The 17,707-nt window shown below is 49.6% G+C and carries 12 protein-coding genes and 1 pseudogene; all 13 read right to left on the bottom strand.

All coding sequences use genetic code 11. The annotated features are described in order from the left end of the window. Positions 1–176 precede the first annotated feature (176 nt). A complete protein-coding gene (locus IT774_RS07075) occupies positions 177–1,580 on the bottom strand; it encodes a phospholipase D-like domain-containing protein (protein ID WP_232365148.1) in 1,404 nt (467 codons plus the stop codon). A 1,218-nt stretch (positions 1,581–2,798) separates the two neighbouring features. Continuing rightward, entirely contained in the window at positions 2,799–3,650 is an 852-nt protein-coding gene (locus tag IT774_RS07070) for a DUF2306 domain-containing protein (protein ID WP_195811947.1), read from the bottom strand. A gap of 205 nt (positions 3,651–3,855) precedes the next feature. After that, a complete protein-coding gene (locus IT774_RS07065) occupies positions 3,856–4,074 on the bottom strand; it encodes a hypothetical protein (RefSeq protein ID WP_195811946.1) in 219 nt (72 codons plus the stop codon). After that, a complete protein-coding gene (locus tag IT774_RS07060) occupies positions 4,071–6,911 on the bottom strand; it encodes a DUF349 domain-containing protein (RefSeq protein ID WP_195811945.1) in 2,841 nt (946 codons plus the stop codon). Before IT774_RS07060 ends, IT774_RS07065 begins: the two co-directional genes overlap by 4 nt. After that, on the bottom strand, positions 6,901–7,194 hold the full coding sequence (locus IT774_RS07055; protein WP_195811944.1) for a YeaC family protein: 294 nt from the start codon (positions 7,192–7,194) through the stop codon (positions 6,901–6,903). The genes IT774_RS07060 and IT774_RS07055 overlap by 11 nt, the downstream gene beginning before the upstream one ends. Then, a complete protein-coding gene (locus IT774_RS07050; RefSeq protein WP_195811943.1) occupies positions 7,191–7,520 on the bottom strand; it encodes a zinc ribbon domain-containing protein in 330 nt (109 codons plus the stop codon). The genes IT774_RS07055 and IT774_RS07050 overlap by 4 nt, the downstream gene beginning before the upstream one ends. 126 nt (positions 7,521–7,646) lie before the next feature. After that, positions 7,647–9,307, bottom strand: a pseudogene (locus IT774_RS07045) (alanine/glycine:cation symporter family protein). Between the two features lie 61 nt (positions 9,308–9,368). Next, the gene (locus tag IT774_RS07040) at positions 9,369–10,496 is read right to left on the bottom strand and encodes a M14 family metallopeptidase (RefSeq protein ID WP_195811942.1); all 1,128 of its coding nucleotides are present in this window, start codon (positions 10,494–10,496) and stop codon (positions 9,369–9,371) included. 173 nt (positions 10,497–10,669) lie between these two features. Continuing rightward, positions 10,670–11,215 (bottom strand): TlpA family protein disulfide reductase, encoded by a 546-nt coding sequence (locus IT774_RS07035; RefSeq protein WP_195811941.1) that lies wholly within the window; start codon positions 11,213–11,215, stop codon positions 10,670–10,672. 188 nt (positions 11,216–11,403) lie between these two features. Further along, complete coding sequence (locus IT774_RS07030) at positions 11,404–12,849, bottom strand: glyceraldehyde-3-phosphate dehydrogenase (RefSeq protein WP_195811940.1); 1,446 nt, start codon at positions 12,847–12,849, stop codon at positions 11,404–11,406. 565 nt (positions 12,850–13,414) lie between these two features. Further along, positions 13,415–13,810 carry a peptide-methionine (R)-S-oxide reductase MsrB gene (gene msrB / locus IT774_RS07025; RefSeq protein ID WP_195811939.1) on the bottom strand — a complete coding sequence of 132 codons (396 nt, stop codon included), beginning with the start codon at positions 13,808–13,810 and terminating at the stop codon, positions 13,415–13,417. A gap of 33 nt (positions 13,811–13,843) precedes the next feature. After that, on the bottom strand, positions 13,844–15,397 hold the full coding sequence (gene gndA / locus IT774_RS07020) for an NADP-dependent phosphogluconate dehydrogenase (RefSeq protein WP_195812230.1): 1,554 nt from the start codon (positions 15,395–15,397) through the stop codon (positions 13,844–13,846). A 214-nt stretch (positions 15,398–15,611) separates the two neighbouring features. Then, positions 15,612–17,699 carry a glycogen debranching protein GlgX gene (gene glgX / locus IT774_RS07015; protein WP_195811938.1) on the bottom strand — a complete coding sequence of 696 codons (2,088 nt, stop codon included), beginning with the start codon at positions 17,697–17,699 and terminating at the stop codon, positions 15,612–15,614. Between the last annotated feature and the right edge of the window lie 8 nt (positions 17,700–17,707).

The raw sequence follows: 17,707 nt of genomic DNA, 5'->3' as shown, positions 1-17,707 counted from the left end.
GAAATCCATCTAGCGTGTAAGTCCTGACCTTCTACTTTCTATGTTCTTTTTAAAAACAATCTTATCGTAATATTCAGATTTCTAATTTACGTATTTGTATCGATACTGCTAAAAAGACAATTACCCGCCTCACTCCAATGAGGCGGGTCGACCATTTACGGTCGTGGGCTAGATAATTATAAGGCGTTCCAGGTAGGAATGTAGTCATAAAGGTCAGTCATTGCAGCATTCCCTACATAAGGTACTGCTTCTAACTGGTCCATAGAGTCGATTGGCCGGGCGCTGATAATATTTTCAGCAGCCCGTTTATTCATAGCCGCATCGATATCCAGCTGCTCCAGTGAGGCATTGTTAACAATATCCAATACGGCAGCGACTTCCTCACTGGTAAAGGTAACACCTTCCCACGTTCCACCCTGGTAAGTGGTACCGGTACAATTCTGCTCACTGCCGGACAAGCAGAAAGCCAAGTCAAAATGGCCTTTAAACTCTGCTGCGGTTTGCGCATCGTGAATAATCAGGATGGTTTCATCGTTGGTGAATGATCCGGCCCCAGAGGCATTGTGAGAGCCGGTAAGCACTTTGTCATCCACGCGGATGTACTTGTGATGCCATTTGTCGCCACCCATAAGATGGGAGGCGACACGCATATCAGCGGGCTGGGCCCAGGGATTGTTTGCGGCGCCTGTGAAACTGTCTACTTCTTCGGTACCATCATCTTTAAGTACGACATTTTTGAGCATATCCTGAAATTCGCTGTAATAGCGATAGAAAAAACTGCTGTCACCGATACCCCGAACTATCGCACCATTATTGTTTGGTAATTCTGCAGCATCAGCAATATCCTGGGCTGAAATAACAAACTGCGCGATATCAATTTCGGTAAGTCCGGCACTGACAAAGTTTGCTGTGGTATCAATCCCAGAGCCCTGATAATTACTAGATGATTGAGGCGTAAACTGAACCTCAATACGGATATTATCGTCGGTCGTGTATACCGTCGTGAGAGCATGGTCAGGTTTACTCAAACCGAACAGAGAATTACTAAGCCCCCCAGGTCCATCGCCCCACATTAAGTCCATCTGTGTAGTCACTTCAGCAGCAAGCTCAAGGCTATCAATAATAAGGATATGATTATCATTCCCATCTGAAATCAAATTACCCTGACTATCTAAGTCGCCATGGATTCCTGACTGAGTGAAGTTAGTACTGCCAGCCAACACATAGCGGCCGTCCACAACAACCAGCTTGTTATGCTGTAACCCGGAACCGGCGGAGCTGTCCGCAGTATCGTCAATGTAAGCCACGCCACCGTCCGAAAGAATGCTATAGGCTTCGGCATTTTCTGCGCCGACATTGTCATTATCAGTTATCACCCGCACGGCTACACCGCGCTGTTTGGCATTGACGATAGCATTGGCGATACCTGGTAAATCCAAATCGTAAACTGCAACATCCAGGGTGTGTTGGGACTGGTTTATAAAGTCAACGATTTTGGTTTCAAGATTAGCCTGGACCGCCGGTGAGTTGACCTGGGCGTTAAAGTAAACCTGGATATCATCGGCAAGCGCCGCGGGCACTAAGATGAAACCAAGAGAGCACGCAATAACTGTATTCTTGAAGGGGGGACGCAACATAAATGACCTTGTTATCTTTGTCGGTGGTAGAAGCGCTGCACGTGTTTGAACAGCAAGGAACAAGAATGTTATCTGATGAATGTGACCAGAGTATGACTACCTGTACTTGGCCTTTTTGACGAAGCCCCGTCTGCTGAACAGTGGGCATTAGTGGCTTGTCTGAGAACGCTGAACCAAAATGATTTGAGCGCGGGTTTACGTAGGACGGGTGTATCTAATCACTACTCGAATAAACATATGCCTTGATGGCATCTCAACCTGATTTGGCATTGACCCCGGCCGGACTTAATGTACGCCACTGACTATCGTCACCCACATCTATCGAAACAGATGGGTTGCCTATCCTGTATGTCCGACCTGTTTTCTTTATCAGGTGTAAAAAGTGGCTGGCTTGGTATGGTAAGTATTTTTTTGCTCTTATTTCTCTGCCGGCGGATAAGCTTTAAGGCTTGAGTAACGCTCCTGATACCTGATGCGTAGTGAACTTAAGACATTTTTGGATTATCAAACTCCAAGGGATAATGTTGGCTCTGGACGGAAATGTGACTAAGGTGGAGTGTCTTGCAACAATCTGACGAGTGAGACCGGCTTGCTGAGGACTTATCTTCTCATCAATGCATGCGAGGTGGTAAGGGGCTTTCTTACGGATCTGATTTAAACTTGACGGTAGGCCTGAATAGGCGATTTCTTCAGCGTATTCGTCAATTCTGAGTGCTGCGATCAATTATCTTTAAACCACTGTAAATAGAAGTAGGCTCCCCTTCCCTATCGGCAGCCCAAAGCAAGCCTGAGGGCTAAATTTATCCTTAAATCTTACATGGATTTACTCATCGAAGTGAGTGCGCCAACACTTTCTGCTCAAAGCCGGCGTTTATCCGCTTCTTGTTGTTTGTAATACCGCCAAATGGTCGCCTCCAGGTTGGGGCGAACTTATAGTGGGAACGTATCGGGAAAGCAGGAAAAAATACCCCGAACAATTTTCGAGGGTAGGTATAATGTCGCCCAGGGCGGGTTTGAAACATCGACACGCGGATTTTCAGGCCGCTGCCGCGCCACACCGGCTGACACGCGCATTTTTAAGCAATGCCAGGGATATGGTTCACCACCTTAAAACGTTACAAAAACACACTTATCGATGGACTAGCGTCTGGGGCCCCGGTCTTAACCGGGAAAAAGCGCCGGGTACCAGTTGCCGACCACCACTCCAAATGTACCTATGCTGAAGCAAATCACCGCAAGTCCCATCGCCATGGTGATAGTTACTGTGGCAAAACCGGATTGTGCAGTCAGCCCATAGCGATACCACTCAAACATCAACAGCGGTAAAAGATAAGAGCCGATGCTAATAGCCACTACGGCAGGGCCACTGAAAGTACTAAAATCAATGCCGGCCTGGCCAAATATCATCAGCCAGCCGAACAGTAAAATTCTGAAAAACAATACACTATTGGCCGCCAGAAACAGGCGCACTGCCCATACCTGATGTATTGCAATGCGCTTGTTTCGTGCGGCTTTGACGGCCATTATCGCGCTCACCACCACCACGATACCGCTAAAGCTGGTCATCAGATGCATAGATAGCGACCCCACCGTGCCCCGGGTCCACAGTAAATACTGGCTGGCCATCGAAATACAGACCGCCAGCGTTACAAACGTATAACCATTGATTTTATGCAACCGCCAGTAGCGGGCACGTAATGCGGGGATAAGCTGTAAGGGTCCCCCTGCTATCATGATCACGGCTAATAAAACATGTAAACCGTAGGCCAGATTGCCGGCCGGGTTGGAAGGCTCGAACGCTCCACTGTTAAACTGGTTCCAACGGGCCAAATCGGCAGACAAGGTGGCATGTCCGTAGCCTAATAACAGATACAGCACAAAACATAGCTGCGCCACCATCAGAACCACAAACCAGGCCTGAACACTGCCTCTTAGCAGGTTTCCGGTTTTCAGGTGTGGGGTTGGGTGTGGGGTTGCATCCAGTCTGGGGGACGAGGAAAAAAGAACCGGCATGAGCAACAACCTTTAGTGTTTTTTTAAACACTAGATGCTTGCCACAGCCACTGTAACAGGCCGGACACGATTGCTTACAACCCGCCGATGTTTGTTACATCTTAGCGGCGCGGGTAACGGTTCTCAAACCGCTACCGACACCAACAACGCCTGGGACACCGGCTGACACCTAACCAGCAGGTAGAGGAAAAGGTAAATGTAGAGCTTATTTTACCTCTTCGCCTTCTAATTCACGGGCTAAATCATCTAAGTCTGATGCCGTGGTATCAAATTGATGGTCAGCATATTCATAAGCAACCTGAACATGATGATCGGAGCGCCCAAATTTGACCTTCAAATTTTGTGCATCAAAATGTCGGGCGGTATTTAAAAACCGATAGGCTTTTTGCTCAGTCTCAAACTGGTATTCAATCTGAATGTTCATGAGTGCTCCAGCGAGACGTCCTGGCTACTGCCACTCTCAGCAAAAAACACCTGTTCAATAACCATTTTAAACCGCGTGAACAATGGTTGTTGGTCAGCGTCGATGGCGCCGCAACTCACCCAGCTCAATATCACTTCATCCAGCTCGCTTTCATCGCCCTGTTCCAATCTGGCCATCATCATTGCCAGCTGAATGTCATGTCGCAGGGACTTATCGTCGGCGGGGGTGGGCAAATCGGCCAGAATTTCAAGCTTCGTGGTATACCAGCGACGAGGCTTTTCGGGTGACTCGGCCAGTAACGCTTGTTGGTGAGCCCGGCTCAGCCCCTGCCACTTAGCCTCATCTATCTGGCTGCCGGCGTCCTGCTGAGGGTTATTGTAGTGCTCAAGTGCACTTAGCAAAGCCTGATACTGCTGCGCTCGCGCCTGTTGCCGGGATTGATGTTCAGTCTTTATCACCGCATCCTGAAGCTGGCGTAAGGCCCGCTGCATCACTTTTGACTGTGGTCCCTGCCGCTGTTCACTTTCCCTTTGCAGTAGCGCGGCAGACACGCGCACCTCGGCCAGGGTCTCAGGTGAAAGCTGTTGTTGCAGCTCATTCGCCTGGTCCACCAGCATTTGGGTTTGTTGGTCCTGAGCCGTCCGCTGAGCCTGACTATTGGATTTTAGCTGTGCGAACAGCGCATCATTGATGCTTTTGAAATTTTTCCAAAGTTTACTTTCGTGACGCCGGCCAGCATGGCCAATCAGCTTCCATTGCTGTTGCAATGCCTGAGCCTGAGCGGCCGTGTCTGGCTGCAGTTCACCATCCAACAATGCCTGCGCAGACGTAATCAACGCTTGCTTTTGTTCACGATTTTGCTGATGCCAAACATTCACTTTTTCGGCGGGGGCGTTAAGCACCATTTCCCATTGCTGCTTTAGCTGTTCATAATCATTTTTATCGACCTGACCGGCATTGCGCCAACGTTGCTTTAGGGCTTCAATAGCTTGTTGTAACTGGGCCGGCGCTTGCTCGGTATCCAGCTCACCGACTTCAGCAATAAGCTGCTCTCGCTCTGTCCGGGCTTGGGCACGTTCAGCCTCTTGTTGGGCATAAAATACCCGGCAGGGTTCAAAGGCCTGCTCTAACGCCACATCAAAAGCCTGGCTTTGTTCACTGTCGTCACCCGGGCTGGTCAGGCTTTGCCATTGCTGGCGTAAAGCTTTGATTGCTTTAGCACGGTCCCCAATATGCTGGGGCGCCGCTTGCGCCAGCTGCTGAGCCTGTTCCAGTAATTCAGGTTTACGTGGCGCCGCCAGGTAAGTCTGCCAGCCTTCCAGCCGCTCAACCTGCTTTTGCGTGCTTTCGTAGCGACGGGCCAGGGCCTGGCGGTCTGCTGCACTCAGTGCTTCAATGTCCTTGTTTAACTGGCTAAAACGACTCATCGCCGCCCGGAATTTGCCCTGCTCAATCATATTATCAATGATATTGAGCTGACGCCGGCAACCTTTGAGGGCTTTGTCTCGGCGGGTACTTTCCGCCTGCTGCTGTTGTTTTACCGTGCGTTGCAAGGTGTTCCATTGTTGCTGGTATTGTTTGGGTACCACAAATACCTGGCCAGCAATGGCCTGCCACTGCTGCTGCAACTGAGCAAACAGCTCGGTATCTACCGACGTAGTGTTGTCGGAGGTGGTGATCACGCTGTCGGTCTGCGCCAGAATATCGCCCAGCTGCTGGCAGTATTGCTGTTGTTGGGTAAACTGTTCCAGGTATTCTTGTTGTACTGCCAGCTCCCGGGTCAGCAGATGCAGATCTTTTGCCAACGCACCATCAGCTTCAGGAGCCTGCGCCAGTAAGGCCATGACGTGCTGCGCCTGCTGCAGACTGTTACTGCCCTGTTCAATTTGTGCCACCGTCGCGGTAGCCGGATTGTTCAGATAAAGATTTTCAATCTGCTGTTTAACCTGGGCCACCGCTTGCTGTGCACTGGTCAGACGTTCAGCACGCAGGGCCCGTTGCACCGCGGCTTCGTGCTCGGGCTTCAAGCGCTCCAAATGCCGGTTTGTTTGATCGCACAGCTGTTGATACTTGGTCGCAGTATCCTGCTGCTGCGCTTCATCCAGCCAATGTAGCTGGTCACGAATTTCCTCATACTCGTTAAGCAGAACCGCTCGCCGTTCCGCCACTTCGGTATAATTGGCGCGTTCTGACAATGCTTTTAGCTTCGCCAGGATCAAGGTTACCTGGCGACTGACTAGCTCCGGCATCTTTTTCGTTTCGGCAAATCTGGCCAGCTTGTCACTGATTGAATTTAACAGCGAGTCATCGGTTTCCCTGCGCGAGAACTTTTCAAGCAGCTGGGGATCATCGGTCTGTGCAACCATACGCTGTCTGACCGACGGCGCCGCTGACTGCTGATAATAGCTAAGGGTAAAATCGTCGCGATTAATTTTGCTCAGCAATTGCAAAATAACATCATCGCTGAGACCGGCAACCGGCTTTAACAACGCCGCTTTTACCAGATCCACCGAGGCGGTCTCAAGCAGATAGTCAGTGCGTTGCCGGGCGGTGAGCCCCGGATGGGTATCGGCCAGCACCGCATTTTCAATAAATTGGCGCGCGGTGCGTTGCACTTGTTCGTGTGACGCCTGCTGCGCTGATTTTTGCCATAGCGCAAACGAGTTCAGCTTATGCAGTGCGGCCAGGGTGACCTGGGCATCAGCATCATTAAAAGCCAGCTCGTGTAAGATGGATTTGTCCTGTTGTTTGTCGGCAGATAATTTGTCGATGGCCGACTTTCTGACCGCAGGATCTTTACTGGTATGGGAAGGAGAAAATAAACGTTTAAATATCATCCTGTCTAAACCGCGCTATTTCGTTGTCTGACGAAGAATCCTGTTGCACCGACTTTTGAAAGTCTCGTTTGCTTTTATGCACAATTTCGCCTTGTTCATTAATGGTCATATGTTCCGTCGATTTTTCTATTTTTGACTGGTACAACAATACCGCCTGCATACAGCTTTCATGCTGCTCGGCAGTTAACGGGGTGCCGTCCGGCCATTTGCCGGTTTCTACCGCCTGGCGAAGACGCGAATACACTTCAGGCGTCATCGCGGCCAGTAATGCTTCAATATTCATGATGAAAAACGCTTTATAATTAAAATGCGAACCCGATTAATAATGTACCAGATAAAGCCCACTACCGAGCTGAGTACCGCCAGGTTATATTGTAGATCGCCCTTGGTGGCGCCGCCCCAGAACATAAATCCAAAGCCTGCAACAAACAGTAACATCGCCAGCATCGACTGGTTCTGGATACTGTGCAGTTTTTTGAATCGGTTCAGCTTTTGTTTTCTCAAAATATCTTCTGAAGACGCATCGGCCAGAGAAAAACCACAATGCGGGCAATCGTCTGCCTTGTCTGAAATTTTCTTGTTGCACGACGGACAGTCAATCAGCGCCATATAAACTCCGGTTATTAAGTGTATGAAGAAGCAGAATCAGTGTTACCGGGAGGGTAACAATAAAAAGCGCGCCGGCGTAAACGCTAATCTCCGTATTTACGCGCGACACGCTCTGTTAAGGCGGGCTTATTTTTTGTGAAAGTTCGTCCAGTAGGTACGAACCGTCTGCTTCATTTCCTTACTAAGCAGTAATATACCAAACAGGTTAGGCAGTGTCATAATTACAATTGCGACAGCTGACAATGCCCAGACCACGGTGGTATCTGAAAATGCCGCCCACACAAAGCCAGCCACATACACCACTCGATAAGGCATAACCGAACGCGGGCCAGCCAGATAGGTCATCGCCCGATCGCCATAGTATGACCAGGCGATGGCGGTTGAAAACGCGAACAGCATCAGGCCAATAGAAACAATGTACTGCCCCCAGTGCCCAAAGAAGCCCCGCGTAAACGCAATAGTGGTGAGCGCGGCGGAATGTACCAGCGACTTACCATAGACCTCAAGGTTTTCTTTAACCGGCTTACCATCAACAATTTGCAGGGTACCATTAAAGGCGTCCTCATCGTTTACGGTGTAGGTCACATCTTCAGCAATAGAACGTGCATTGATTAAGGTATAGCCGCCCGTGACCGCCGTCCCATTAACGACGGTGATGGAGCCGGTATAGGGCTTGACGCTATGCCCACCGATTTCATTGAGATAGCTGTACAGATCGTCCACATCCTCTTTCTTGTCATCGCTGTAGCTGCCTTCAACATAGTACATATCGGTACGATCGAAGTGATTCTGGTGCTTTTCTTTCCACACACCCGAGGACAGAATCACCAGACCGGTGATAGTACAAATCAAGATGGTATCGATAAACGGTTCAAGTAACGACACCATACCTTCTGAGGCCGGCTCTTTGGTTTTCGCCGCGGCGTGAGCAATAGGTGCAGAACCCTGACCGGCCTCGTTAGAAAACAGTCCCCGGTTCACCCCTTTATTAAATGCATAGGCCAGCGACGCACCCAAAAAGCCACCGGCGGCGGCGGTGCCGCTAAAGGCATCACTGACAATCGCCACAAATGACGGACCGATATTTTCCAGATTGGCAAAAATAACCGCCATCGCGCCGATCAGATAAACCACGGCCATAATCGGCACAACCCGGGCGGTCACCGCGGCGATACGTTTGATACCGCCCAGAATAACCATGGCCAGTAATATACCCAGGACACTACCGACAATGACCGGATCAAAGCCAAAGGTGGCTTCAATACTCTGGGCAATACCATTACTTTGCGGCAGGTTACCGGTACCAAAGGAACTGATTACCGTCGCCACGGCAAACGCCACTGCCAGCCACTTCATATTCAACCGGCGATCCATGTAATACATGGGCCCGCCCGCCATGGTACCGTCTTCAGTCTGAACCCGGTATTTGTGCGAAAGGGTCACCTCGACAAATTTGGTCGTCATACCAAAAAAGGCGGTTGCCCACATCCAGAATAGTGCTGCAGGCCCGCCCAAATACAGGGCAAACGCCACACCGCTGATATTACCGGTGCCCACCGTGCCGGATAAGGCGGTGGTTAACGCTCGAAAATGGGTGGTATCGCCGGGTTCATCGTCTGTATCGAATTTTCCAAATACCACTTTCCAGGCATGTTTAAAATAACGAACCTGGGGAAACCCCAGATAAATGGTAAAAAACAGCCCCACACCCAGCAATACAAAAGGAAACCAAACCGCGCCCCCAGCATGCCATCCAGCGTGTTAAATAAACCTAGTAAACCTTCCAAACCTGGTTCCCCTCAATACTTATTGTTTTGTTGTATTATTATTTTTGTGTGCTTGTAATGGTTATCTTAACTTGGGAACGACCGCACGAATCGCTACCAGCATGTCTTCACCTAACTGATGGCAACGCTGGGTAGACCAGCCAAATACCGGATCAGGAAGATCTGCATTATCTTTAAATGGCATCTCAAAGGTATAGGCCAGACATTCAAAGCGCTGCCCTACGGCATTAGAAGCCACCGACAAATTGGCTTCGCCTGGCTTATCTTTTTCGTAACCAAACTCATCCTGAAATTCAGGTGTGACGGTCAGTAGTGCCTGCTTAAAGGTATCTTCCAGATCCTTTAGCTTGTCAGAATAAGCGGGGATACCTTCACTACCGGCCACAAAATTGTATGACAGCGCCTCATCACCGTGCAGATCCAGATACATGTCCACACCAATCTCATCCATGGCATTTAGTACATACAATACTTCGGGGCTTTTTTCAGCGCTGGGCGCGGCCCATTCACGATTCAGGTTGGTGCCTACCGCGTTGGTACGCAAATGTCCCCGTGCCGAGCCGTCCGGGTTCATATTAGGAATAATGTAGAACACTGCCTGATCCAGCAACTGGCGTGACAGTCCGTCTTCTTCATCTAACAACCGGTACAGCAAACCTTCGGCACACCATTGTGCCATGGTTTCACCAGGATGCTGGCGCGCCGTGATCCAGATGTTCTTTTTGCCTTCGCCGGGCTGGCCGATTACCAGCATCGACATATCGCGGCCGTCCAGGGTCTGTCCTAACAAACGATGTTCGCAATCAATAAACATTTGCGCATCACCCACCAGGTCAAGGTGACGTTCGTAACTATAGGGCACAAAATAGGCAAAATAGACGCTTGGCTGCTCGGGGGTAAATTCAAAACTCAGGTTGTCACCATCAAATTCGCTGTCGACCCGAAACCAGGTTTGACGGTCGTAGGAAGCCAGTACATGGTAGTCTTTCCAGCCATCCGGATAAGCCGATTTGGCCAGGTCTGTAATGCGAAGTTTATGGGGAGTGAATGCCTCGCCAAACAGACGAAAGTGGAACCACTGATAAAATTCAGATTCGTTGTCCGGATTAATACCTAAAACAATATCTTCAGGAGAATCGGCTTTGATAACGCGAATATTGCCGCTGTCGAATTGACTGGAAATATGCATGATAGTGACTTTTTAAAAATGAATTTGCGCGGTAATTTAGCACACAGTGTTTGGTCAATACCATGCTTAAGAAGGCATTCGGGCCATCCGGATGCCAATTTTTTTACATTTTTGTTCAACTTTGCTGACAGTTGTACAACGGATAATCAATTCTCTGTTAACCGCTGGTAAGGCTAATGCGGCGTGTCCGGTCCGGGGGAAGATAACCAGGTGCGTACCTTCAGGCCGGCGGCCGTAGAATAGCCCAGCGCCCGATCGATGACATTAAATTGCTCATCCAGCAGGTAGTACGACGGATAGCCCTGTACCTGAAAATTAGATTTCAGCTGATCATTACCCAGATATACTTTGGCTTTAACATCGGCCTTTTCTAAAAACTCGCGTACCGCTTTTGGATTGTCGTAATCCAGGGCGATACGGAAAACCTGAAAACGCTCTGTGTCCACCACATCCACATTTTCAATACTCATTTTGCAGATCTCACACCAGGGCGCGAAAAAATAAATCAGCGTTCGTTTGCCCGCTTTTGGGGCTATGGTGAAGGGCTCCCCGTTCAATGTTTTAACAAAGGTGACCGAGGCTACCGCATCCCCTGAGGTGGAGAGCATACCGCGCATCTGCCACTGACTGATGCCGTAAATGACCAGACATATCAGACTAATATCGCGAATCCAGCGAACCAGCGAACGGCGGTACCAGGGGCGTGGAGGATTAGTCATTTTGTTTTCCTTATAAAACAGCCTACAACAAACAAAAAAGACAGCTGATCACGATAGCGAACAACCATTCGGTTATTCTGTATTACGCAAACTTGTGCTAAACGGGCTGATTTTAAACACAAAAAAAGGCAAAAGAGCGAATCCCTTTTGCCTTGTAGCTGGTATTTTGGCGTTACCGCCCTGCCGGCTTATGCAGGCAGTGTTGGGAAGCTCAGGTTCGCCATATCACGAACAACCCGCATTACCTGGCAGCTATAGCCAAATTCATTATCGTACCAGACATATAATGTCACCCGATTGTCCGCCACAATCGTAGCCTGAGAGTCCACCACCGAGGCCGCACGCGACCCGACCAGATCGGAAGACACGATTTCCTTGCTGGCGGTGTAATCAATCTGGTGTTGTAACGGTGAGAACAACGCCGTGTCGCGTAAGAACTCATTGACCTGTAATTTATCTGTGGTCTTGTCCAGATTCAGGTTCAAAATTGCCAGGGATACATTCGGCGTAGGTACCCGGATAGCGTTACCGGTAAGTTTGCCCGCCAGACCCGGATAGGCCTTGGCCACCGCTTTAGCGGCGCCAGTTTCGGTAATAACCATATTTAATGGGGCGCTGCGTCCACGCCGCTCCGCTTTATGGTAATTATCGATAAGGTTTTGATCGTTGGTATACGAATGCACCGTTTCGACATGACCACTAACAATACCATATTCTTCGTCCAGGGCTTTTAACACCGGCGTAATGGCATTGGTAGTACAGCTGGCAGCAGACAAAATCTTGTCATCCGGAGAAATCGTATCGCAGTTAACCCCGTGCACGATATTTTTAATATCCCCTTTACCCGGCGCAGTAAGCATAACCTTGTCGGTACCTTTGGCTTTAAGGTGCTGACCCAGACCGTCTTCGTCGCGCCAGATGCCGGTATTGTCGATAACAATCGCATTATTAATACCGTACTGCGTGTAATCCACTTCGTCAGGACTGTTGGCATAGATAACCTGAATAAAGGATCCATTGGCCTTAATAGCTTTACGTTCCTCATCGACCGTAATGCTGCCGCTGAACGGACCATGGACAGAGTCACGCCGCAACAAGCTGGCACGCTTTTCAAGATCGCCATCGCGGCCACCACGCACCACAATTGCGCGTAAACGCAGTTTGTTATTGACGCCCTGACGCTCAATCAGCAGCCGGGCCAGCAACCGCCCTATCCGGCCGAAACCGTATAGCACCACATCGCGGGGTTGCTGCTCATCTTTTTGATCGACAACCGAAGCCAGCTGACTTCTAAGAAAACCATCGAGATCGTTGTTATCAACCGCCGAACCATAATTGAAATCAAAGGCAAGCTTGCCAATATCGATTTGGGCAGGAGCCAGTTGCATCTTATCCAACGCCTCAAGCACCGGCCAGCTTTCCCGCAGGCGCAGCTTGATGCCTTCGTGCAAACGCACCATCCGATGAGCCTTAATCACATCAATGGCACTGGCGTTGAGCAAAGGTCTGCCATACACAGAAATCTCTACTGCAAATTTGCGATACAAGCGGCCAATCAGCGGAAGCATCATCTCCGCATATTCTTGTCGCTCTTGCCAACTACTCTGTAATTCCTGTTCGAACTGTTGATTCATGCTTTTGCCTTCATCGACTTAAGATAATAAAAATGTCCATGACGACTTATTATTAGGGTACATATGAGATGAGTTAGATGTCGGTCATGGACGCAAGCATTTTAGGTAAGTCGCCGATAATCACCAAATTGTTGATTAATTACAGTAGTTGGCTATTTTTGAAGATTCCTTGGTATTATTTGGTAAGTTTTCCACAAAGTAGGCAACCGGCCCCAAACCTTCGTATTTTTTTGCCATGAGACTTTGGCGTGGTGGTTATGCCACAAACCATTCCTATCTACTTCTGAGGCCGATGCTAATGCATAAAACAACGGCACGGGTTCTCCTGGCAGTACCATTGGTGATCCTGCCGGGCCGATTTTTGAGGGTTATGGAATTTAGGAATGGCATTATGGTGTGCCTCGGTATGAGTACACCAAGGCACATCGGCTGATGTATTCGTAAAAAAGTTTCATAAAAATTTTCAGTCGTGTACAAAAAAAGAGTGGCTGCTGACCACTCTTTTTTATTTAGACGCACAGTCTGGCTATTTTTTAATCACATGTTAATGCATTGTCGACAAGTGTTAGCCTTCAACCTTATCGCCCTCGTTTGAGGTAAAGTTCATTGACAAGGAATTGACACAATAACGCTGGCCGGTGGGTTCAGGGCCGTCGGGAAACACATGGCCCAAATGCGCATCGCACTGTTTGCAAAAAATTTCCGTACGGGCCATACCGTGGGTGTGGTCTTCGCGAAATCCGACATTGCTGTCATCACTTTGATCGTAAAACGAGGGCCAGCCACAGCCGGCGTCAAACTTGGTTTCAGCCGGAAACAGCTTGGCCCCGCAGCATTTACATAAATAATAACCGTCGCGGGTTTCATTTAGTAATGCGCCGGTAAACGGCCGTTCGGTGCCGGCTTGCCGGGTAACCCAATAGGCTTCATCGGATAAGGTGTCTTTGTATTTATCAGTCATGCAACCTCCTGCTCGGTTGAGAAAAAGTGGCCACTATTTTTTAACTGCCACCTGGGGGCGATCCGGATGACTCCAGTCCAGATGAAACTTCTTACCCGCCGGTTTATCAATACGCTGATAGGTATGCGCACCAAAATAGTCACGCTGACCTTGCAATAAATTCGCCGGCAATACCGCGGTCCGATAAGAGTCATAATAACTTAGTGCCGACATCATTGCCGGGCACGGAATACCCGCCAGCGTGGCCTGGGCAATCGATTCGCGCCAGTCCGACTGCATCTGGGTTATCTGATCAGCAAAAAACGGATCCAGCAACAGATTTTCAAGATCTTCATTGTTCTCGTAGGCCTGGGCTATGGACTGTAAAAATACTGCCCGAATAATACAGCCTGCGCGCCAGATTTTGGCGATTTCGCCAAATTCCAGATCCCATTCATGCTCTTTGGCAGCAGTGGCCATCAACTGAAACCCCTGTGCATAGGCGCAGATCTTAGAGCAATACAATGCTTGCTCTAACTGGTGCACCGCTTTCATCTTGGCATCATCATCCAGTGTTTGCACCTCGGGGCCATGCAGAATTTCACTGGCTTTAACCCGCTCTTCCTTCAACCCCGAAATACTGCGGGCAAACACTGCGGAGGTAATGGTTTGAGCCGGGCTGCCCACCTGCAACGCACTAACCGCCGTCCACAAGCCGGTGCCTTTCTGGCCTGCTTTATCTAAAATAACATCCACCAGCGGCATCCCCGTGTCCGGGTCCGTTTGTTCCAGCACTTCGGCACTGATTTCCATCAGATAGCTGTTCAGCTTGCCTTCATTCCAGCGACGAAAGACTTTGGCAATCTCAGCAGCCGACATACGCAGTGAGGTACGCATGATTTGGTAGGCTTCGCAAATCAGCTGCATGTCTGCGTATTCGATACCATTGTGGACCATTTTTACGTAGTGCCCGGCGCCCATGGTGCCGATGTAAGTCGCACACGGCTCGCCTTCGGTGACCGGCTGCCCGGGTGTACGGCTTTCAATAGGTTTACCCGTCACCGGGTCTACCTTGGCCGCAATCGCCGTCAGCACGGGTTCAATTCGGGTCCATGCATAAGGATTGCCAGACGGCATTAAAGACGGACCAAAACGCGCCCCCACCTCACCACCGGATACCGCGGTAGTAAAGAAGATGAATTTACTTTTGTATTGTTCTTCGCGCTGCACCGAGTCGGTCCACAGACTGTTGCCGGTATCAATAACAATATCGTCGGCTTTGATACCAGCATCGATAAGATGGTTGCAGACATGATCTACCGGGTCGCCGGCAGGTACTGACAAGATAATTAAATGGGGTGCTTTTAATTTGCTTAACAGTTCAGTATAGGAACTGCAGCCTTCAATGCGAGGGGTAGAGTCATCACCACGTTCAGCCGCTTCTTTGGCCAAAATAGCATCAACTTTGCTTTGGTCTAAATCAAAGCAGGCTACGCGGTAGCCGTTGTCGGCCAAATTCAGGGTCAGATTTGCCCCCATCACGCCTAATCCAATAAAACCGACATCGCAGTTTTTTTCGGGCTGGGCCTTTCCATCTTCTTTGTGCATGGTTTTCACCTTAGGTTGCAGATGGCTGCGCATATTACCATCCGTTGTGCTTATGAACACTAATAAACGATGATTTGAAAAGAAAAAAGGCCAGCAACGTCTGTCCATCTGGCCTTACAACAGGTATGGGGGCCCCCGGAACAATTACAAGGCAGCGAGTGCTTCGGGTGGAGCGCATGGGGCACGGCTACCTTCGTGAAGCCGGGCACCCTGCTTAGTTTTTGCGCTCTGGTAAGGGCGCGTAACAAAACACTGCGACACTTTTGGGAGCCTGGGAAAATATTTGCTGAATGCAAATCTCGGGCTGCTCCTGTAAGCACGCATAACGGGTATCCAGACGTAACTGCCACCCGCTGGGCTGGGCCAGGGTCGGTAATTTAAAGCGCACTTCGGTATCATCTGTATTAAAACAGATAAACCAATGCTCAATCGGGGCTCCGGGTTCGGCCGACCCTTCAATTTCTACGCCAAATGTCCGGTTATTATCGTGCCAGTCCTCAGTCTCTTTTACCGCGCCGTCAGGCTTAAACCAGCGAATTTGCGACACATTAGTGCGTTGCTGCCAGCTATCATCCTGTTCCAGTAGGTTCGATAATACATCACTGCTTTTGCGCAACGCGATGACATAACCACAAAAATTAAGAAAGTCCTGACGACGTTTGTTTAACTCCCAGTCATACCAGTTAATGTCGTTATCCTGACAATACGCATTGTTGTTGCCCTGCTGGGTTTTGCTCAGTTCATCGGCGCCCAAAATGTGCGGGGTGCCCTGACTCAGCAGCAGCGTAGCAAACATATTTCGCTTTTGTTTTTCCCGTAACGCCAGCACGGCTTCATCCTGGGTGGGCCCTTCTACCCCATAATTAGCCGACAGGTTGTGGCCATGACCATCCTGATTTTCTTCCCCATTGGCATGATTATGACGCTCGTTGTAGCTCACCAGGTCATGCAGTGTAAAACCATCATGATAGGTAATGTTATTGACCGAGGTATTGATATGCCGGCGGCCTTTACCAAAGATATCAGCAGAGCCAAACAAACGGGTCGCAAATTCGGCGGTCATGCCATCGTCACCACGCCAAAACGCACGCACGTTATCCCGGTATTTATCGTTGACCTCCAGCCAGTCGCTGTTGAAACTTCCCAGCTGATACCCGCCGGGTCCGATATCCCAGGGTTCGGCAATCAATACCGCCTGGCTAATGAGCGGGTCCTGCTGCATGGCCCGCAAGATTCCGGCAGTTTTGGTAAAGTGCTGTGGTTCCCGTCCCAGACTTGCAGCCAGATCAAACCGGAAGCCATCCACCCCCACGATGGTTAGCCAAAAACGCAGCGCATCAAGAATGAGCTTCATCATCATTGGCTGTGATGAATTTATGCTATTGCCACACCCTGAATGATTAGAAAAGAATAACTCGCCATTGGGGGCTTGCTCATAAAGATAGGCCTGATAGGGGCAAAAGCCTTTGAAGGACAGTACCGGCCCGCCTTTGCCACCTTCTGCAGTATGGTTAAAAACCACATCTACGATAACTTCAAGCCCGGCTTCATGATAACGATCCACCATGGTACGTAATTCGTCCAGGGCATTTAGCTGAGCATAACGGGGTTCAGGGGCAAAAAAACTTACTGGGTTATAGCCCCAGTAATTGGTCATGCCTTTTTCCGTGATGTAAGGCTCGGGCATACAGGCGGTCAGGGGCAGAAACTGGACACTGGTTACCCCCAGTGTTTTTAAATGTGACAACACCGCCGGATGGCAAGCACCCAGGTATTTACCCCGCTGTTCGGCAGGTACCTGGGGATGTAGCTGAGTCAGTCCTTTCATATGCGCTTCGTATATGATGCGCATATGCGGCTTCAGGTTCGGTTTATGAGGACGTTGGTCAGGGTACGCGCGACGGTCAATCACCAGGCCTTTGGGAACCATAAAATGCGAATCATTGACATACTGGCGGGCATTCCAGTGAACCGGCCGACTCAATGTTTTGGCGTACGGGTCAATCAGCAGTTTATCAGCCGGGGAGCTGTGTAATTCACTGTGGCCTCGATCAACCCGATAGGCATAGAGCTGACGATGTCCAATACCATGGATCAGGCCATGCCAGATATCCCCGGTTTTATTGGCCAATGGAATTTCACACAGGGTTTCTTCGGTATCTGAACTGTACAGACACAGCACCACTGCTTTCGCATCGGGGCTGTAAACCGCAAAATTTACCCCCTCTGTGGTTACCGTGGCCCCTAATGGGGCATGGTGACCAGTGGTTTGAAACCATTTTTGTTCAACCGAAACATTCACAATTCTTT

The organism is Salinimonas marina, assembly GCF_015644725.1.
GTDB lineage: Bacteria > Pseudomonadota > Gammaproteobacteria > Enterobacterales > Alteromonadaceae > Alteromonas.
This window is presented reverse-complemented; position numbering and strand designations above follow the sequence as displayed.